The 19,469-nt window shown below is 35.1% G+C and carries 15 protein-coding genes; 4 read left to right on the forward strand and 11 right to left on the reverse strand.

The window, feature by feature from the left end; genetic code table 11:
* Positions 1-96: 96 nt before the first annotated feature.
* From ffh to ACP7AV_RS12560, 3 genes are all read left to right on the forward strand, one after another.
* Entirely contained in the window at positions 97-1,446 is a 1,350-nt protein-coding gene (gene ffh, locus ACP7AV_RS12550; RefSeq protein WP_426092241.1) for a signal recognition particle protein, read from the forward strand.
* A 78-nt stretch (positions 1,447-1,524) separates the two neighbouring features.
* The gene (locus ACP7AV_RS12555) at positions 1,525-2,406 is read left to right on the forward strand and encodes a bifunctional 5,10-methylenetetrahydrofolate dehydrogenase/5,10-methenyltetrahydrofolate cyclohydrolase (RefSeq protein WP_426064902.1); all 882 of its coding nucleotides are present in this window, start codon (positions 1,525-1,527) and stop codon (positions 2,404-2,406) included.
* Between the two features lie 226 nt (positions 2,407-2,632).
* Entirely contained in the window at positions 2,633-3,559 is a 927-nt protein-coding gene (locus ACP7AV_RS12560; protein WP_426064900.1) for a magnesium transporter CorA family protein, read from the forward strand.
* 380 nt (positions 3,560-3,939) lie between these two features.
* Here the strand turns inward: ACP7AV_RS12560 and ACP7AV_RS12565 are convergent, their stop codons facing one another.
* From ACP7AV_RS12565 to ACP7AV_RS12590, 6 genes are all read right to left on the reverse strand, one after another.
* Complete coding sequence (locus ACP7AV_RS12565; protein WP_426092242.1) at positions 3,940-4,773, reverse strand: GIN domain-containing protein; 834 nt, start codon at positions 4,771-4,773, stop codon at positions 3,940-3,942.
* A 118-nt stretch (positions 4,774-4,891) separates the two neighbouring features.
* Complete coding sequence (locus ACP7AV_RS12570) at positions 4,892-7,165, reverse strand: M1 family metallopeptidase (RefSeq protein WP_426092243.1); 2,274 nt, start codon at positions 7,163-7,165, stop codon at positions 4,892-4,894.
* A 193-nt stretch (positions 7,166-7,358) separates the two neighbouring features.
* The gene (locus tag ACP7AV_RS12575) at positions 7,359-8,099 is read right to left on the reverse strand and encodes a head GIN domain-containing protein (protein ID WP_426092244.1); all 741 of its coding nucleotides are present in this window, start codon (positions 8,097-8,099) and stop codon (positions 7,359-7,361) included.
* 2 nt (positions 8,100-8,101) lie between these two features.
* The gene (locus ACP7AV_RS12580; RefSeq protein ID WP_426092245.1) at positions 8,102-9,835 is read right to left on the reverse strand and encodes a PspC domain-containing protein; all 1,734 of its coding nucleotides are present in this window, start codon (positions 9,833-9,835) and stop codon (positions 8,102-8,104) included.
* 2 nt (positions 9,836-9,837) lie between these two features.
* Positions 9,838-10,170, reverse strand: a complete 333-nt coding sequence (locus ACP7AV_RS12585) for a PadR family transcriptional regulator (RefSeq protein ID WP_091205948.1) — start codon at positions 10,168-10,170, stop codon at positions 9,838-9,840.
* A gap of 275 nt (positions 10,171-10,445) precedes the next feature.
* Entirely contained in the window at positions 10,446-10,901 is a 456-nt protein-coding gene (locus ACP7AV_RS12590; RefSeq protein ID WP_426092246.1) for a DUF4870 domain-containing protein, read from the reverse strand.
* Positions 10,902-11,180: 279 nt separating this feature from the next.
* Between ACP7AV_RS12590 and ACP7AV_RS12595 the strand changes: the two genes are divergently transcribed.
* Complete coding sequence (locus tag ACP7AV_RS12595) at positions 11,181-11,633, forward strand: DUF4442 domain-containing protein (RefSeq protein ID WP_426092247.1); 453 nt, start codon at positions 11,181-11,183, stop codon at positions 11,631-11,633.
* Between the two features lie 88 nt (positions 11,634-11,721).
* On the opposite strand, the gene ACP7AV_RS12600 is transcribed toward ACP7AV_RS12595, so the two are convergent.
* The 5 genes from ACP7AV_RS12600 to ACP7AV_RS12620 form a co-directional block, all read right to left on the reverse strand.
* Complete coding sequence (locus ACP7AV_RS12600; protein WP_426092248.1) at positions 11,722-11,955, reverse strand: hypothetical protein; 234 nt, start codon at positions 11,953-11,955, stop codon at positions 11,722-11,724.
* Positions 11,956-12,088: 133 nt separating this feature from the next.
* Positions 12,089-17,209 (reverse strand): choice-of-anchor D domain-containing protein, encoded by a 5,121-nt coding sequence (locus ACP7AV_RS12605; RefSeq protein WP_426092249.1) that lies wholly within the window; start codon positions 17,207-17,209, stop codon positions 12,089-12,091.
* 365 nt (positions 17,210-17,574) lie between these two features.
* A complete protein-coding gene (locus ACP7AV_RS12610; protein WP_426092254.1) occupies positions 17,575-17,670 on the reverse strand; it encodes a T9SS type A sorting domain-containing protein in 96 nt (31 codons plus the stop codon).
* Between the two features lie 240 nt (positions 17,671-17,910).
* Complete coding sequence (locus tag ACP7AV_RS12615) at positions 17,911-18,192, reverse strand: hypothetical protein (RefSeq protein ID WP_426092250.1); 282 nt, start codon at positions 18,190-18,192, stop codon at positions 17,911-17,913.
* A gap of 199 nt (positions 18,193-18,391) precedes the next feature.
* Positions 18,392-18,700 (reverse strand): hypothetical protein, encoded by a 309-nt coding sequence (locus ACP7AV_RS12620; RefSeq protein ID WP_426092251.1) that lies wholly within the window; start codon positions 18,698-18,700, stop codon positions 18,392-18,394.
* Positions 18,701-19,469 lie beyond the last annotated feature (769 nt).

Raw genomic sequence — 19,469 nt, forward strand, 5'->3', positions numbered from 1 at the left:
AAAAGCAGTCTCAAAAAAGACTGTTTTTTTTATAATATTATGAATACAACTTCAAAATCAAATGCTTAAATTTGCATTTCAAAATAAATCAATACTATGTTCGATAATTTAAGCGATAAACTAGATAAAGCCTTTCATATACTTAAAGGTCACGGAAAAATCACCGAAATAAATGTAGCCGAAACGCTCAAAGAGGTGCGGAGAGCTTTACTTGACGCGGATGTTAACTTTAAGATTGCCAAAGATTTTACCGCCAAGGTAAAAGAAAAAGCGATTGGTCAGGATGTATTGACGACACTTCAACCAGGACAATTATTGGTGAAGTTAGTAAAAGATGAATTGACAGAATTAATGGGTGGTGATGTTGCCGGAATTAATCTTTCGGGAAATCCATCGGTTATTTTGATGGCAGGATTGCAAGGATCAGGGAAAACTACTTTCTCAGGAAAATTGGCCAATTATCTTTTAACAAAGAAAAATAAAAAACCATTATTAGTAGCGTGTGACATTTACCGTCCTGCGGCAATTCAACAATTATATGTTGTTGGAGATTCAATAGGAGTTGAGGTTTATTCAGAGCCAGAAAATAAAAACCCTGTTGAAATTGCTCAAAATGCAATCAAACATGCGAAAGCGAACGGATTCAATGTAGTGATTGTCGATACAGCTGGTCGTTTAGCAGTCGATGAGGAAATGATGAACGAAATAGAACGCGTTCATAAAGCCATTCAGCCGCAAGAAACATTATTTGTTGTGGATGCAATGACAGGTCAAGATGCTGTAAATACAGCAAAAGCCTTCAATGAAAGATTAAATTTTGATGGGGTTATCTTAACCAAATTAGATGGAGATACTCGTGGTGGAGCTGCAATTTCGATTAAATCGGTTGTTAATAAACCCATTAAATTTGTAGGTACAGGGGAAAAGATGGATGCGATTGATGTGTTCTATCCAATTCGTATGGCTGAAAGAATTTTGGGAATGGGAGACGTTGTGACTTTGGTAGAAAGAGCTCAGGAGCAATTTGACGAAGAAGAAGCAAGAAAAATCCAAAAGAAAATTGCTAAAAACGAATTCGGTTTTGATGATTTCCTTTCTCAAATTCAACAGGTAAAAAAAATGGGTAATATGAAAGATTTGGTTGGAATGATACCAGGTGCATCAAAAGCCATGAAAGATGTTGAGATAGAAGATGATGCTTTTAAACATATTGAAGCGATAATCCATTCGATGACGCCAATTGAAAGAAGCAAGCCGGCGTTAATCGATGTAAAAAGGAAAACCAGAATTGCAAAAGGTTCCGGAACTAAAATCGAACAAGTGAATCAGTTGATGAAGCAGTTTGACCAAATGAGCAAGATGATGAAAATGATGCAAGGACCTGGAGGAAAAAACCTGATGAAAATGATGGGCGGCATGAAAGGCGGAATGCCAGGAATGAAATAAAAATGAGTCAAAAGCCGAAAGTCTTAAAATTGTAATGATTTTAAGACTTTCGGCTTTAATACATAAAACTAAATAACAATGCAACTACTAGACGGAAAAAAAACAGCGGAAGATATTAAGAGTGAAATCGCTGCAGAAGTACAAAAAATGAAAGACAATGGGGAGAAAGTTCCTCATTTAGCAGCGCTGATTGTTGGAAATGATGGAGCGAGTTTAACCTATGTGGGCAGTAAAGTAAAAGCTTGCGAAAGAGTAGGTTTTGAATCTACCTTAGTGAAAATGCCAAGTACAACTACTGAAGTTGAATTGCTAAAAAAGATAAAGGAATTAAATGAGAATGAAGCTATTGATGGATTTATTGTTCAGTTGCCGCTTCCCGAGCAAATTGACGAGCGGAAAGTTTTGATGGCGGTTGATCCAAGCAAAGATGTGGATGGATTTCATCCTGAAAATTTTGGAAAAATGGCGTTAGACATGACTACTTTTATTCCTGCAACTCCTTTCGGAATTTTAGAATTGCTAGAAAGATACGGAGTAGAAACCAAAGGAAAACATACAGTAGTAATTGGTCGCAGCCATATAGTGGGAAGACCAATGAGTATTTTGATGGGAAGAAAAGGATTTCCTGGAAATTCAACGGTAACTCTAACGCACAGTTACACAAAAAATATTGAAGAAATAACCATTCAGGCGGATATCATCATTACGGCTCTGGGTGTTCCTAATTACCTAAAAGCGAACATGGTGAAAGAAGGAGTTGTTGTAATTGATGTGGGTATTACTCGTGTTCCTGATGAAACTAATGAAAAAGGATATGTAATCACCGGTGATGTTGATTTTGAACAAGTAAGTAAAAAATCATCTTTTATTACTCCAGTTCCGGGTGGAGTAGGACCAATGACAATTGCAATGTTGTTGAAAAATACACTTTTAGCAAGAGAAATGAAAAGAAACAAATAAAGAGAAAATAGTTTTACTTAAAAGCCTTAAACACACGTTTGAGGCTTTTTTTATCTTAAAAAACGCTTAAATTTATCATGATTGATGCTAAAACGGAATTTAAAGAATACTTTTGCATCACTTAAAAATGACCTTTAAAATGGACGATTATTATTCGGAAATATTAAACTAATACAGCTCTTGCACTGTTTTCAAGACGCTGTAAATAAACCTATAGAATTTTGAAATGAGAGCTTTTTACAAAAATAATAATGGGTTAATTGCCATTCCTGAATGGATTCCTAACTGTTGGATAAATATTGAATGCCCTACCGAAGCAGAAAAAAAATATTTACTCGACGAATTACAAATTCCCGAAGCATTTTATAATGACATTGAAGATATTGACGAAAGACCAAGGATAGAAATTGAAAATGGTTGGACTTTAATTATCATGCGAATTCCTGTAAAGAGCAACGATGTGAAGTTGCCTTTTCATACGATTCCTGTCGGGGTTGTTTTTAAAGAAGAAGTTTGCATCACCATCAGTTTCCATCAAACGGAAATGATTACTGACTTTGTAACCTACACGAAACGCAAAAATATCAACATAAAAGACAACTTCGATTTAGTGCTGAAGTTATTGTTGTCGTCCAGTGTTTGGTTTTTGAAATACTTAAAGCAAGTCAATCAAAAAATAAAATTAGCCGAGGACAATTTAGAAAAGTCAATTAAGAATGAAGAATTACAAGCGTTGCTTCAAATAGAAAAATGTTTGGTTTTCTTCATGACATCGTTGAAGGGGAATGATATTTTGTTACACCGAATAAAGAATATAAAATCCCAAAAAGAACATTTTGATTTGGATCTGCTGGAAGATGTGGAAATTGAATTGCGTCAAGCGCAAGAAACTACGAATATTTACAGCGACATCTTAACGGGGACTATGGATGCTTATGCTTCTGTGATTTCTAACAATATGAATACGATTATGAAGCAAATGACTTCGATTTCGATAATTCTTATGATTCCAACATTGATTGCAAGTTTGTACGGAATGAACGTTCCCAATGATTTACAAGATAATCGCTATGGAATATGGATTGTCATTTCTGGATCCGTTTTGTTATCTGCTTTTGGTGTGTTTTTGTTCAAAAGAAAAAGATGGTTTTGATTTTTTGATTACCATATACAATCTTATTTTTTTCATTTTTGATTGAATAGTTTCATAATCTAAAGCTTTAGACAAAAAGAGTTCGGCCTGCATCCGACTATTTCCCTTCTCTTGAAATTTCAATGTATTGTCCATCTCATTTCTTTTATACATAATAATTGCTGCGCCTTTCATCATTGCACTTTAGTCCGGATAAAAATGTAGGCTCTGCCCCTTTATTTACAGCGATATTGTAATCCGTGATTGTATTTCCCTAATTCACAAAACTACATAAAAGAATCGCTCCCTAAAAATACCAAACCATTAGATTGAACTTTTAAATAATCAAAAATAGTTTTTCTTCCCCTCCTTTAAAGGGGTCGCGGGAGAGAGAGGATTCTCTATTTCAACTTTTTTATCAATTTAGCTTCATCAGCAAATTTTCGTATTTCAATTTTTGGGGAACCCAGCAGTTGGATTTCTGATTTATCAGCCGCATCAATAATCACGGCTATTTCAGTAAATAGACTGCAGTTGGAATAACTTTCGGTCGTTACATCCGCATTTTTTGTAGTCAACTTGTTGCCAGTAAATGAGGCATTGTTGTCCAGTCGAAGCATAGTATTTACAGCGTTTCCTTCAAGAGTAGCACCTGATTTTTGGTACATATCCACTTTCAAATCGGTAGTGTTAACTAAGGCTTTCAGCGATGCATTTTTACTTAATTCGATTATCGTATTTTCTGATTTTAAATTGAGTTCTATTTTTGATTTATCGTCTGCCTGAAGTAAGAAATCCTTGGTGTCAACGTTCAAAAATAATTTGGAAACATCATGGGCTTTTAAAGTAATGGTTTTCAATAAAAGTTCCTGTATCGCATTGACGGTCGATTCATCTTTTGAAGTAATCAGATTCAAATCATTGGTATACGTCACTCGGACTATCATTTTTTTATAGTTTGTGGCTTGCTTTGTAGTATAAACTCGCAATATTTTATCACTTAAATCTAAAGAAATAATGTCATGTAAGTTTTCGTCGGCCTCGATTTTTAATTCTGTTTTTTCTCCTCTTTCCAGATGAACTTCGAGATTGTCTTCGACTATTAATGCTTCAAAATTACCAACTTGTCTTTGTTCCACAGTCACCGTTTTTGATCCTTTTATTTTTTCCTTATTTTGTGCCCATGTCGATGTGGTTGATAAAAGGAGCAGGAGTATAGCCGTATATTTTTTCATAGTCATTTGGATTAGAGTCTACACAAATATAAAAAAATCATCCGCTTGTGATGGATGATTTTTTGATTTTAGTAAAATGATTTTTTTTATGGACAACTTCTTTCTTAGCACATTTTCTTTATGCCTTGGTAAATAAGAATTCCTGACCCTCCATTTTTAAGGTAAATTCTGTTTTATTCTTTTTAAATTGAATTTCAATTCCTCCTTCCTGATCAGCACCAAACGTATCTTTACCAATAGAGTCAAAATGAATTGATGTTTCGCCTTCTGGAGTTACTATAAGTATTCCATTATCTTCGCTAAAAGCTAATTTTACTGAAATCTGTTTACTTACAAAATCACCCAAATATTCATCTAAAATAACTGCTTTTTCCAGCTCACTTTTCTCTGAACTCCACACGTTATTTGTTGTATTTGTATCAGGTAAAGTGTGATCTGGATCTAAAGTAATGGTGTCAATCTCTTCAGTAGAAGCATGTTTAAATGACCAGGATGTATTGCGTTGCCATATTTCTACCGGTAGTTGCACACGACTAATAGTTCCGCTTTTGGTTTTAATTTCTAATACGACAGGCATAGCCATTTTTTCCAGATTTTCAATGTAAATAAGCGCTCCCAATTTAGGATCATTTTTTAAATACTTTATCTTAGAAATGCCTTGGTCTAAACTCCAATTGTTTACAAACCAAGCTCTCCAAAACCAGTTTAAATCTTCTCCGGAAACATTCTCCATAGTTCTGAAAAAATCATCTGGCGTTGGATGTTTAAAAGCCCAACGTTCGGTATAAACTCTAAAGGCTTTATCAAAACGTTCTTTGCCTAGCACCTGATCACGCAACATAATTAATCCTGAGGACGGTTTTTCGTAAGCGAGTAATCCCATATTATGTTCTTTCATCCCGTCTGGAGCGGTCATAATAGGTTCTAATTTCGGATTGGTTAACATATCTGCCATTCTTTGCATATCTGAAGGTCGTCTGGGTTTATATTCTCCCTTATTGAAATCTTCGGCACTCAATGAGTTGATGAAAGTATTAAATCCTTCGTCCATCCAGGCAAATAAACGTTCGTTAGAGCCCACAATCATGGGGAACCATCCATGTCCAAATTCATGATCCGTAACTCTCCATAACTCTTTGCCTTTTGATTGCCAATCACAAAACACAATTGCGGGATATTCCATTCCGCCTTCGTTTCCTGCTACATTAGTTGCTGCGGGATAAGGATATTCAAACCATCGTTTAGAATAATTTTCAACCGATGATTTTGTGTATTCTGTTGAACGACTCCAAGCATCTTGACCACCGCTTTCAACAGGGTAGGCTGAAATGGCTAATGATTTTTTACCACTTGGCAAATTAATTTTTGCGGCATCAATAATAAATGCTGCCGAAGATGCCCAAGAAACATCGCGAGCATTTTTTATTTTAAAATGCCAATTTAAAGTAGATTCTCCAATAGGTCTTGAAGCAATATTTGTTACTTCTTCCGCAGAACGAATTGTCACTGTTTTGTCGCTTTGAGAAGCAGTTACCCATCGTTTTTGCTGTTCAGCAGAATATACCTCAGATGCATTCATTAATTCACCGGAGCTAACTACGATATGATTTGCAGGAGCTGTTATGGTTACATCAAAGTCACCAAATTCAAGATAAAACTCTCCAGCGCCTAAATAAGGTAAGGTATTCCAACCTTTGACATCGTCATAAACACACATTCTAGGGTACCATTGTGCCATTGTAAATATCTTGCCGTTTTTGGTTTCTAAAACCCCCATTCGATCTGATCCGTAATCTGGAGAAATAAATGAAAAGTCAATTTTAAGTTTAATACTTCCTCCATTTGGATTCACATCCTGAGGAAGGAATACTTGCATTCGTGTATCGATTATTTCAAATTTGGCTTCCGTTTCGACAGTCTTTCCATTTTTCCCAGAAACTATTTTGATCGATTTTATTTTGTGACCGCCGTCAAAAACTTGTCCTTTATCTCCATTACGACTACCAGTTATTGGAATTACGGTTTTTCCGCGAGAATTGTTTTTAAATAAATTCTGATCGACATTCATCCATAAAAAAGAAATTTTATCAGGACTGTTGTTAGTGTAAGTTAAAATTTCCGAGCCGATAACTTCGTTGTTTTTATCATTTAATATGGCTGATAATTTATAATCGGCTTTGTTTTGCCAGTACTTTGGACCGGGCTGTCCACTGGCGGAGCGGGAATCGGTACCGTTTTTAGCGTAAAAATTAGGGCCAAAAGTATCGTGATAATTGTATTTTGATACGGCCTTGCTCGATAGGGTAGTAGCTGGATTCTGTTGCGCCTGTAGCGTCGTAGCTCCAAAAAATAATGCGGCAAAGGATGCAGCCTTCAAGAGATTGTTTTTCATGATTTTATTGATTTTGATTGATGATTGGTAAAAGTGCTGTATTGTTTTTTTAGGAAGTGACATTAATTTATAAAATGCCCACTTGTTTTAAATTTTACTGTAAATAAAGAGTTGATTAGGTCTTTTTGATTAACTAAAGCGAAAAAAACACCCATGATTGGTGGATGTTTATTTTTAAAATTTGAATTTTTTTTTACTGTCTGCTAATACTGCCTCCAGAACTGGTATTCTTCTGAATTGATTTTGGTTGTATATCGTAATTAATATCCCCTCCGCTGGATGCTTTTGCAGTTAAGCTGACTATAGGATGAACACTTATGGAAGCTCCACTGGAAACATCGGCACTAACTTCATTTGCAAATAATTTATCAGCGTTGATTTCGCTACCACTTGATGCAGTCGTTTTCATCTGTAATGCTTTCCCATTAATCGTGATGCTACTTCCGCTACTGGTGTCACAAGTAATATTGTCAGATTCAATACTCACATCGATGGAGGCGGCACTAGAAGTATTTAATCGGATGTTTTCCCCTTTCAGTGTATTCTTACTCGTTATCGTTGCACTACTTGTGGCCTCTAGCTCATCAATAATTGGCATTTTTACAGTAACTTTTTTAGATTCTATATTAGAAAAATAATTTTTATTACAAGAAATAATAAGGGTTCCATTTTCTACTGTGGTGGTAATGTGTTTTTGTAAATTATCATCAGCTTCAACCACTATTTCCGTTTTATCTGATTGCTCAATAACCAGGTCTATGCCGTTGTTGACTTCTATGCTTTTAAAATCACCTTCAACATTTCGTCTCTCGGTGGTTACATTTCCACTTCCTTCTATTGAATTCAATTTGATGGTGTGGTTGCACGAAGCGAGTAACAAAGCACTGAATACAACCAGAATGAATTTTGTAATTAATGTGATGATTTTTAACATGACTAATTCGTTTTAATGATTATACCGTCTTTATTTATTTTCAATCCTTTATTGTTATTGTTTGATTTTATAGTATCATTTTCTATTGAAACTCCGTCGTTGTTAATGGTAACTGTCACATCTGTACTGTCGTTTTCAGTATCACTGTCCACATCATTGTACTCGTTTTCATTTGCAGGACAATTTAAACATTTTATTTGAGAATTCTCAACTTTGTAAATGTAATTACCTGAACTGTAGTGCAAATTAAAATATTCGTCATCTGATCTATCATAATTTTGTATTGAAGTATCTGGTTTTAATAGTGTTCCTTCTGGTAAGTATAATGTTATTTCTATTTCTTGATCTCTGTATTTATTTTTTAAATCAGTAAGTAAATAGTTGTCTAAAATCAATTGATTGCCAATTATTTTATAACCGTATTTAATTTGTTCGGCTCTTTGTTTTGCTTCTGATAATGATTTTCCTCTTGCCTCTTTTTCAATCTGAAGATAAGGCAGTTTTTCATCTGTTTTTTCGATTTTGATACTTACTTCATTCGAATAAATAATATCAGTTCCGGTAGAATCTTGTGTTACCATGAAATCATTACGGTCTTCCACATTTTTAGAAAAATAATCATTGTGTTTGAATTTAATATAAAGCGTATCATTCGGATTCAAATTGATAGTTTCTTTCTTAACCACTCGTCCATCAACTGCAAACGCACTGGCTTGTTTTATTCCAATTGATATTGCTAATGCAACTGCGATTAACCAAAGAGCCAGCAAGGTGTATTTAGCAATGTTCCCTATTGATTTCATATTAGGGGCTAAAAGTTTAAAACCTAATAATGCTAGAAAAAAGAACGGAATTCCAGCGGCAAAGAACATTAAAAGTCCAAAGGCCCATATTGGATAATCTGTAAAATTCCCCGCTTCTATAAAACCTTGCCATGGGAAATCAATAAATGCACCTGAACCTAGGGTAAAAATTCCAATTAAAAGAAAAAATAATACAGTTACTCCTCCAAGTATTAAAAGTACTCCTAAGAACTTTGCGAAAATCTTGAAAACAGTCATGATGAAATCACCAAAAGAGCTTCCTATTTTCCCGGCACTTGTTTTTATTTGATTGCCATATTTGTCATAATCGACATTTTTTATTTTATCAGAAACATTTTCAAATTCCTCACGCACTTTTTTTTCAATGTTGGAAATCGTAACAGGTTCTCCTGTCATTTCCAGTTTCTCTGTAGTAGTGAGAGCCTCTGGAGTCACAATCCAAAGAATTATATACGCCAGGATTCCAGTTCCAAATGCAGCAAAAACCAATAAAATGAGTACGATTCTGATCCAAACGGCGTCAATACCAAAATAATGTCCCAATCCTGAAGCAACTCCGCCAATCATTCCTTTTTCTTTGTCACGATATAATTTTTTTGTAGCTCTCGTTGCGGTGCTGTTATAGGTATTTGTTCCTTTCAATTCATCTTCAATGATATAATCTTCCGGTTGACCCATAACGGCAATCACTTCGTCTACATCGTTTAAACCAATAACATATTTATCCGTTTTTTGCTTTTCGTTCAATAATTCCGAAACACGCATCTCAATATCTTTGATGATTTCATCGTGTCCGGATGAATTGGATAAAGAACGTTTTATCGCGTCAAAATAGCGTATCAATTTTTGGTATGCATCTTCATCGATGTGAAAAAACATTCCGCCTAGGTTTATATTTACAGTTTTGTTCATGACTATTGTTTTTGGTTGGTTATTAGGTTTACGGCATCGGATAATTCAGTCCAGGTACCATTTAATTCGTTTAAAAAAGTTTGTCCAATTTCTGTCAGACCGTAATATTTTCTTGGCGGTCCTGAAGTGGATTCTTCCCAACGGTAGTTGAGCAATCCATCGTTTTTTAGTCGTGTTAATAACGGATATATGGTTCCTTCCACCACTAATAATTTTGCATTTTTCAAAGTGTCCAATATTTCCGATGTGTAGGCATCTTTTTCTTTTAAAACAGATAGGATGCAAAACTCGAGAACACCTTTTCGCATTTGAGCTTTCGTGTTTTCAATGTTCATAATTTCTTTTTTTTGATTTTGTGTTGATTAAACCGTTCATTTTTTGATTGTTTTGCCAGTTCGCCTTTCTGGCTCGGATGATGATTTGTCATTGTGAGGAACGAAGCAATCTCCTATTGCCTGATACTCTTTTAATTTTTTTGGAGCTAATTCCTGCTTTCCATTTCAATCTTTTATATTTTTAAAGAAAAAATATAAAAGGATTTCCATTGCAATCAGGGCTAGTTTGTTCGCTTTATGTATTACGTTTTTTCTCTTTTAATCTGATTGCTTCCTTATTTAATGAACGGAATCGTTATTGGATATTTGTATCGTTCTCCGTTTGATGTTTTGATCGAGGCATAAATAATTAAAAAGAATTCAGCCACTTTCAAAAGTCCGAAAATCAAAACGCAAATTAATCCAACCGTTAATAGTGCAATGTTGTCTTCGAAGTTGAAATTCGAAAGTGTAATGTCATTATGATGTACCAATGATTGGAAAGAAACATTTTTGAAAGCTGAAATAAGAAACGAAGGAATCGCTATCATAATCAGCACTAAGGAATAGAGCAATAAACTCAATTGAAAATTCAGAACTTGTTTTCCGTGATGATCTACAAATTCGGATTCCTCTTTTTTGGTACTCCAAAGAATTATTGGAAAAATATAATTTCCAAAAGGAATGAAATATTGAGTAAGTGAACTCAAATGTGTAAATGTTGCGATGTTTTTTTCAGTAGTTGTTTCCATTTTTTTTTGATTTTGATGATGATTAAAACTTTCAGCGCAATTACTAAATAGGTTACCTAGTAATTTCTTATGCAAATATATATCTAAAAGACAGTATCTTGTTTCGCATAGTACCTAAAATTAACATAAAATTAACAAAACAATTTTATATGTACGCATACTATTTTTTTGTATTTTAGCAAAAAAACCACTGATTATGAACCCGCCAGGATTTAAAACCCCAATAATAAGAAGCAATGGCGAAATTATATTTCTTTAAAAAATAAACAGTAACTACTTATGAAACTTACCGCGTCAAAACTTAATAAATTTCTATTGTTCAAATTACCGTCGGCATTTATTTGTGGTGTACGTGTAAAAACCATTGATGAGAACCAATGTGTGGTGTCTGTAAAACACCGTTGGATCAACCAAAATCCATTTAACTCGATGTATTTTGCAGTACAAGCCATGGCGGCTGAACTTTCTACAGGAGCTTTGGTAATGTTTCAAATTCAAAAAAGCGGCAGGAAAATCTCAATGTTGGTAGCCAATAATAAAGGTAATTTTACGAAAAAAGCGACTGGCAGAATTACTTTTACTTGTAATGATGGGCATTTGATAGAAAAAGCAATTCAAGAAACCATAACCACTGGAGTAGGACAAACTTTCTGGATGAAATCCATAGGAACCGATGAAAAAGGAATTCAGGTATCAGAAATGGATTTTGAATGGAGTGTAAGGGTAAAATAAAAGCGGATTCCCTCACGAAATATTTCAATAAAAAACGCCTCTAAATTTTAGAGGCGTTTTCTGTTAGATAAAATAAGAATCTTTTAGATTAACATTTTTTTCCACTTGCTTTAGCCATTGTGGCATCGCATTTTTTTCCTTCAGCTTCGCATTTTGTTTTGCATTTTTCAAGTTCTGCTGCAGTCATATCTTTTGACTTTGAGTCTTTTTTTGCACAACAGGATTCTTTTTTCGTTTGATCTTTAGTCACAGTTTTGACTTCCTGTGCACTACCATTTAGGGTAAGGAATGCTATTGCTACAAATGTTAATATTTTTTTCATTATCTAAATTTTAAAATCGGTTTCTATTTTACATCGAATATCATTTCAAATATAAATAATAATTCAAATTAATCGATACGATTTACATTAATAAATATTTAACTGTACTTGATTTTTTCGTAGAAAAAACGAATTAATTAATAATTATCTTTTTGCTGAGAACTCCTGTTGAAGTTTTAAGTAGTGCAATGTACACTCCTGGACTTATTTTTTTTATAGGAAGCTGGATGTTTTCCTGACCTTGATTTTCAATCTCCCAATTGGCAACAGCCTGTCCAAGAATATTGAATAAGGTGACATCTTGAACTGTTGTATCCAGTAATTTATTATTGATTACGAGCGTATTTTTGTTTTGTGAATGCAGAATTACAATATCATTTGTACTACTGATTTCTTCATTTGTAGCAAGGGTTTTATCTTTAAAACGCAATGAAAATCGGTTGTGGAATTCCCCTTTAGGAATATTGATTTCAAAAGTTTTATTCCTGATGTTATGGTACATTTTTGTTTCGTCATCATACACAAAAATAGGTTGGTTGATTTCAAAATTTTCTGCATCATCAATCATGAATTTTATGGTTCCTTCTATATCACTTTTAACCCCAATAGGGAAGGAGGATTCCATATCAAAATAGCCTTCTCCCTGAATTACCAGTTGATCGGCTCCGTTTAAAAAATACATATCGTTAGGGAAATTATCCAGAATATATCCGTCATAACCGTAATCAATTGCGCTGGTTGCTTTCTCCTGCATGAACGCTAACAATACTTGACGATGGAAATTATTAGTAGAATTGAATCCCAAACGAATTCTTTTTAACGTGTCTTTTTGTATTGGATCATTGGTATTTGTATCCCATGCGTTTTCAGCTTTGGCTTTAGCTTTGATTTTAAAAAGGGTGTTGGAAGTGGAGTCAATTTCCCTCTGAAACGCCCGTTGTCCATTATTAAAAATTACTGTTCCGCCACCGCCTGTTTTTCCAAAGACAAAAAATCCTTGTCCCACTGGAATATGTTGCTTTGGAATTTTATTACTCAACCCAACACCACTGATCAAGTCTGGCACTACAGGTGGTAAACCGCCTGACAAATTGAGTACGGCGTAGCCACCTAAGTAATCTTTTAATACATGTGTATTATTATTGGAGGAATGTTCCCAAAAATAAATGGTTCCATCTAAACCAACGTCTTGAACTCGGTCTACTGAATTCAGATTGTCGTTTATAAAAGCATACGCATTTAGGGCGGATGGATAAGGATTTCCGGTCAGCAACAATTGTTCGGCACTGACGGTATTGGTCAATATCGTTCCATTATTCGGTTTTCCTACAAAGGTATAATTTTGTGTACCCGATGCCGCGCCGCTTCCTTTTAAGGTGAACCCTTGACCTACACGTAACGGGCTGGTTTCATTTATTTGAATCCAATTTGCGTAAGCACTGGCATTATTATCAAATTTATAAAGCCAATAACGCGCCATGCTAACTGGATTTGTTGATGCTCCGTTGTATCCTGCAATCCATGTAATATTTGCTGGTGTTGCTGGATTTGTTCCGTCTTTGAATACCCCATTTACAGTATAATTAGTATTGTTGGCTACGGTATTGATAGGACTTACCGGTGCACTCCAATAATTGTAGTTGTACAAGTTGGATTGCCCTTGTTGATCTCTTTCGATAAAACCTGTACTGGCAACGTCTAAGGTACTCTCCGTTGTTTGCACCAATTGTGACATTCCGGTTAAGTCCATTGTTCCGTCTAATTTTAGATACCAGTCATTTTGTATCTTGGTATTGTTATTCATAACAATTTTTTTTCCGGTAGCTACCAGCATTCCTAAATCAATGTTGTTGGCCGTTTCGGTGATATCATGTTGAACCTTTACGATGGACCAGTCATTCTCCATAATGTCATTTCCTCGAATTTCTTTGGAAGGGCTATTGACTGCTGTTGCAAAACTTCCAGTTCGTTCCGTTAAAAAAGGTAATGGAGCTTGTTGAAGATAAATATTTTTATGATTGTAGATTTTTGTTCCACTAATATCAATTGTAGGAGTTGTCAAATCATCAATAATATCATCTTTATAATTGTCCATTCTGTAATATCGAAGTACGTTTGCAAAAGGCAGGGAAGCAGGAGTAGAGGCAATGTTTTTAGGCACGATCGTTCCTCTAATTTGTGAACTGTTATCCTCAATTTCCTGATACACCATTCTTTGTAAATGTGAATCCGTCAGCGCAATATTGAATACACGTACTTCATCTATTTTTCCTTTAAAATAATTTGTGTTTGCGATCGGATTTTTTCCTAAAGTGAGCAATGATGCATCAGCAGCGATACTTCCGGACGCGGCTTGGGTTGCCACCAAAGCGCCATTAAGATATAGTTTCAAATTATTTCCGTCATAAACCGTGGCTACATTGTACCATTGGGAAACATTCAGCACTGTAGCAAAAGTCGCTGTGGTTCCATTAACTATTGCTTCCAGTTTTTTGGCAGCAGTAACGCGAATTTGAAATTTATCCTGACCCACAACAACACCATCTGTTGAAAAAGCAGGATTCAAATTGATCCATGCCATTAAAGAAGCATTGGTTAAACCACCAAGAATAGAAGTACTTTGTCCGTAATCGTTTCGACCATCAAAATCAAGAAATAATTTGGTACGCAAATCCCTAGGAGAACCAAAATAAGCGGTATTGGTATCAAAAGCATCCATAATTCCGTCTTTATCAATATCAGTAGCACCGTCAATAATACCATTACTGTTACTGTCCAAAATTTTGTAATCATAGATTAACAACGTATTTGAGATATCAAATATAAGTCCGTTAGATTTTACATCAATATAATTCGGAATTCCATCACCATCAGTATCCAAAAGATAATTCAGAAAAGGAGCAACTGTACTTCCTTGTCCCAAATTCCCGTATTGATTGACTCCGGTACCGTAATCGTAAATGTCTAGTATTCCATCGCCAAAAAGTTCCGAAGTTCCGTTGCCGTCAGTGTCTTTGCTCCTAAAAGTTTCCGTATCTAATCCGTCTCCTGTCGCGTCTCCGTTGATATCCCCATCACCATTGACAAAGCTTGCAGCTGCACTAGTATTTCCTGCCCCGGATTCATCCACATCAAAAACACTATCATTATCACTGTCTAAATCCAAGTAATTTGGAATGCCGTCTCCATCCGAATCCAATGCTACTAATGCCGCGCTTGGCTCGGCATTGTCATGCAATCCATTTCCGTTTGAATCGGCCCAAGCCACAGCAATCTTACCTTTACCATCGCTTAAATTTCCTAAACCCACTTCAATAATGTCTTCGATTCCATCATTATCGGCATCCAAATCAAACATATCCGCAACGCCATCATTGTCTAAATCACATAAGGTTTGTGAGATAAGTATATCATCTAAAGCGAGATCATTACCGCCACCCCCGGGAGCATTATTTTTGAATCGGATGATAAAAGCATTTATGTTTCCCAGATTAACGCTAGTGGTAAATTGTTGCCAGACTCCTTGAGAACAGCTATTGTCTAAAGTATTAGAGGAACATCTCCCAATGTCTCCAGTATTGAAAGAAGCTAGCGGATTATTGGACAAATCAAAAAATTCAACGGTTATATTGGGCAAAATTGAATTAGGGTACGTAGATGATGCCATGATGTTTAATGCCCAAAAACTGTAGGTTATGGGCAGATTTGACAATATGCCTGTAATTGTAGTTTCATAAAACACACCCGGTTCAAAACTGGCATTAAATACTGCCATTCTTCCATTAATATCTCCTGTGGTATGATCTTCTCCATTGTACCAAGCTAAATCGCCATGAATATTTTCAGGATCGCTCGCTACGGTTCCCGTGATTTTGGAAACCACTGTGTATTCTCCATCATCTAATATTTTGCTTGTTTGAAAAGGACATGTTGCTGTATTAGAACCAACTATTCCGTCCTCATAACAGTAGGTTGTTGTTGCATTATAGGCTGCAGTAAAGTCTGAAGTTCTACCGCCTGTTCCAAAGGTTTCATTAAGAAACTTATAATCTACTTTACGTCCCTTTGAACTATTGCAATTTATTTCCTCGGTAGCGTCCATAATACCGTCATTATCATCATCAATATCAAAATTGTCGTAAACGCCATCTCCATCGCTGTCAAAAAAGGTTTGGATCCCCACTCCTTTAATCGCAAAATTGTATGGATTTTCATCAGAGTCATTGTTTATAATTGAAATTGTGGCAGTTTTTGTTCCTACAGTTTCAGGGTCAAAAGCAATAGAAAATGTAGAACTTGCTCCTCCAGCAATTGAAGCACTGGGGCTTGCGGTAAGTGTAAAATTAGCAGCATTAGTTCCAGAAATAGTTATGGAACCAATAGATAGGGCAAGATTCCCCGTATTTTGAATGGTGTATTTTTTTGTGATAGTTCCCGTACTGGTTTCCATTGACCCAAAATCTGTCCAATCTGTGGGACTCGGAGTGACGTCATCGTCAGTTATAGCTATAGTATTTCCAAGAATGTTTATTTCTTGAGGCGCCACCCAAGTAATAACTATTTTTCCATCAGCTCCAGAACCGCCTGTTCTGTTAACTGATGATGTACGAAACGCACCACCACCGCCACCGCCAGGAATAATTCCTGGTAATCCATTATTACTGGTATTTGTGCCTGAGCCACCATTTCCTCCATTCAAAGGAGCTGTTGCTCCGGTTTGATTTGTAGCAGTAGTACCATTAGAAGCTGTCCCTGCTGATGAACCACCGCCTCCGCTAAATGTTCCACCACTACCTGTTGCACCGCTACCGCCATTAAAGCTTAAATCGCCAATACAACCTGAAGTTAAGCCTCCGATTGCTCCAGTTGTTGTATTATCTGCTACACTATTACCCCCTTTTGCTCGTAAAAGAATTGTTGGGGTAAGTGAAGAAAATGAAGAATCGCCACCAGATGTATTTGATGTGCTTCCAGTACCTACGATATAAGTATATTGTTCTCCAGGTACGACGGATACTGTTTTTTTAGCATAAGCACCGCCGCCGCCGCCGCCGCTAACTCCATTTGTTGTTCTAGTACCTCCACTTCCCCCTCCTCCCCAAGCTTCAACTTTTAAGCTGGTAACACCTGTGGGAACTGTAAAAGTTCCAGAAGTGCTGTAGGTTTGTGTTGTTTGGGAATAACCGTAAATTATGATAAATAGCAGATTGATTGTAAAAAACAGCTTTTTATTTATTGGAGTAGTTTTCTTCATAATTCAATCACAGTATTTAATTAATTATGGTTTAATTTTTCGTTTTAAAATGTTTAGCGCCGTAACACAAATATTTTCGAAAACTAAATTTAAATTAATCATTTGAAATAATCGGTTTAAATACAGATAAAGTCGATGAAATACATAAATAATAAAAAAATGTAAGTTTATTTTTAAGTTAATATAAAAGTCATTTTACTGTTATGTAATATTTATTTAAAGAATGAAACTACCATTTTTCAGATGATTTTATTTCTATTTTTTAGTAACATTCCTGCTTTCGATTTGCTTGTATCAGGACTGTAGTTAAAAAAAAATACTTTCCGATTAAAAGAAATCTTTTTGAAATGACAGTGGAGTAAAAATTATTTTACGATAATTTTCTTGCTAATGTTTCCTTTAGCCGTTTTGAGTTTCACAAAATACACAGCTGAAGTTTTGTTCTGAATAGGTATTTTAATGTTGGACTGCTCTTATTCCTTCACATCCCATGTAGAAATTAATTTTCCCTGAATGTTGTATAATGAAGCAGTTAACACGTTGTTATTATTGGCACTATTTTTAATATTTAACACATTATTTGAACGTAGAAAGAATACGGTAGTAGCGTTATCATACATTTGATCTTTTGTAGCAAGACTTTTATCGGTGAAACGTAATGAGAAGTGCTCGTTGAAGGTTCCTTCCGGAAGTTCTATTTCTTAGACTTGCTCTTTGATCCTACTGTAGGTATTAGTTTCGTTGTCATGAATAAAAATATTGTGACTTTCGTCAAAATTTTCTAAACCATCCAAAACAAAAGATATTCTTCCTCTTGTGTTAGATTGAACACCAATAGCGTAGGAGGCTTCCATATCAAAATAATCTTCCCCTTGTATTGTTAGCTCATTTTCCCCGTTCAACAAATACATATCACTTGGAGAATCATAGATATTACAGGCATCAGAACCATCATTCATCTCATTATTTTCTTTTTCATCCATAAAAGCTGAAAGTACTTGTCTGAGAAAAGTATTATTGTAAAAATTGAAGCGTAAACGTACTCCATGGTATGTGTCATATGCTATTTTAGCATCACGATTATTAGTTCAATGATTTAAATCTTTAACTGTTGAATAAATTCTATACACAGTCTGCGATAGGCTGATATTATCTTCTTTAATAAAATCTCGTTGACTAGTATTAAAAGTTTACAGTTCCTCCAGATTCAATTTTTCCAATCACAAAGAATCCTTGTCTTACTGGAATATATCTTTTCGGAATCAATTTTGAGGAAGATCTAGAACCACTTATGAAATCAACTCTTGTGGCACTTGGTTTTACACCTCCAGCTTTATTATAAACTTTACAGCCATCTTGGTAAACACCTAAATTGTGCGTATTATTGGTTGAGTAATGTTCCCAGAAATAGATTGCTCGGTCTTTAGCTCCATTGTTAATTGATGTTTCTACAGAACCAATGTTATCATTAATAAATTTATTATCGTCCAATGATGATGAATACGGATTACATAGCAATAATAACTGATCGGAACCAGCAATATTTGTATTGTTCCATAATCTGGTTTTTCTGTAAAGGTGAGATTTTGTGTTCCTGAAGTTTCTGGCCCTTGAAAAGTAGATCCTTTATTATAACCAAAATTTCACCTATCAAAGCCATACGTTTCGACTAGATTTTCATTTGTGCTTTACCGTTTATAAAAGAGAGGCAATTATCTTACCGGGTAATTGCCTCTTTTTTATAAACGGTCGGGCTATTCGCTTCAAGTCCTCGTCCCGCCAAAAAAAGGCGAGCCTGTGGGCTTTCCGCTGCTATCCCTAACGCGAACTTTATTAAGCCAGCATTTTTAGTTATATCGAGCAATATTATGTTACCTTATATATAGGAGTGAAAAAGTACTAGTACAATATAATGTATCGGACAAAACCCTTGGTTAGTTTAATTATGTGCTTAGATGATGTCACGAAAGTAACTTCTGGACGAGCAAAGGGTACTGATGAGCTACAAATAATGCAATACTGTTTAGATTTTGAAAGATGTACTAAGCAAAGAAATGCTAATGAAGGTAATCTTTCATTAGTGGAATAGGGGATTTTGACAAGAAAACGAGTTTAAAGTGTATTTGATTGTAGATTTGTTCAAAAAACTTGTTCTTTCAAAAAACATGATATCAGTTAGTTAAAGATAAAGTTAAGAAAAGGTCAAAAAAAAGTGTTTAAAAAGCTTGAATAACCCAATAAAGGGTGTAGTTTTGCACCC

It is taken from the genome of Flavobacterium sp. DSR3-2 (assembly GCF_049896525.1).
Lineage (GTDB): Bacteria > Bacteroidota > Bacteroidia > Flavobacteriales > Flavobacteriaceae > Flavobacterium.

Bases quoted from the DNA above. Each gene is read 5' to 3' on its own strand.
- ACP7AV_RS12605 (WP_426092249.1), bottom strand. From the start codon at position 17,209: ATGAAGAAAACTACTCCAATAAATAAAAAGCTGTTTTTTACAATCAAT.
- ACP7AV_RS12570 (WP_426092243.1), bottom strand. From the start codon at position 7,165: ATGAAAAACAATCTCTTGAAGGCTGCATCCTTTGCCGCATTATTTTTT.
- ACP7AV_RS12590 (WP_426092246.1), bottom strand. From the start codon at position 10,901: ATGGAAACAACTACTGAAAAAAACATCGCAACATTTACACATTTGAGT.
- ACP7AV_RS12615 (WP_426092250.1), bottom strand. From the start codon at position 18,192: ATGGATGAAAAAGAAAATAATGAGATGAATGATGGTTCTGATGCCTGT.
- ACP7AV_RS12560 (WP_426064900.1), top strand. From the start codon at position 2,633: ATGAGAGCTTTTTACAAAAATAATAATGGGTTAATTGCCATTCCTGAA.
- ACP7AV_RS12565 (WP_426092242.1), bottom strand. From the start codon at position 4,773: ATGAAAAAATATACGGCTATACTCCTGCTCCTTTTATCAACCACATCG.
- ACP7AV_RS12575 (WP_426092244.1), bottom strand. From the start codon at position 8,099: ATGTTAAAAATCATCACATTAATTACAAAATTCATTCTGGTTGTATTC.
- ACP7AV_RS12595 (WP_426092247.1), top strand. From the start codon at position 11,181: ATGAAACTTACCGCGTCAAAACTTAATAAATTTCTATTGTTCAAATTA.
- ACP7AV_RS12600 (WP_426092248.1), bottom strand. From the start codon at position 11,955: ATGAAAAAAATATTAACATTTGTAGCAATAGCATTCCTTACCCTAAAT.
- ffh (WP_426092241.1), top strand. From the start codon at position 97: ATGTTCGATAATTTAAGCGATAAACTAGATAAAGCCTTTCATATACTT.
- ACP7AV_RS12580 (WP_426092245.1), bottom strand. From the start codon at position 9,835: ATGAACAAAACTGTAAATATAAACCTAGGCGGAATGTTTTTTCACATC.
- ACP7AV_RS12585 (WP_091205948.1), bottom strand. From the start codon at position 10,170: ATGAACATTGAAAACACGAAAGCTCAAATGCGAAAAGGTGTTCTCGAG.
- ACP7AV_RS12555 (WP_426064902.1), top strand. From the start codon at position 1,525: ATGCAACTACTAGACGGAAAAAAAACAGCGGAAGATATTAAGAGTGAA.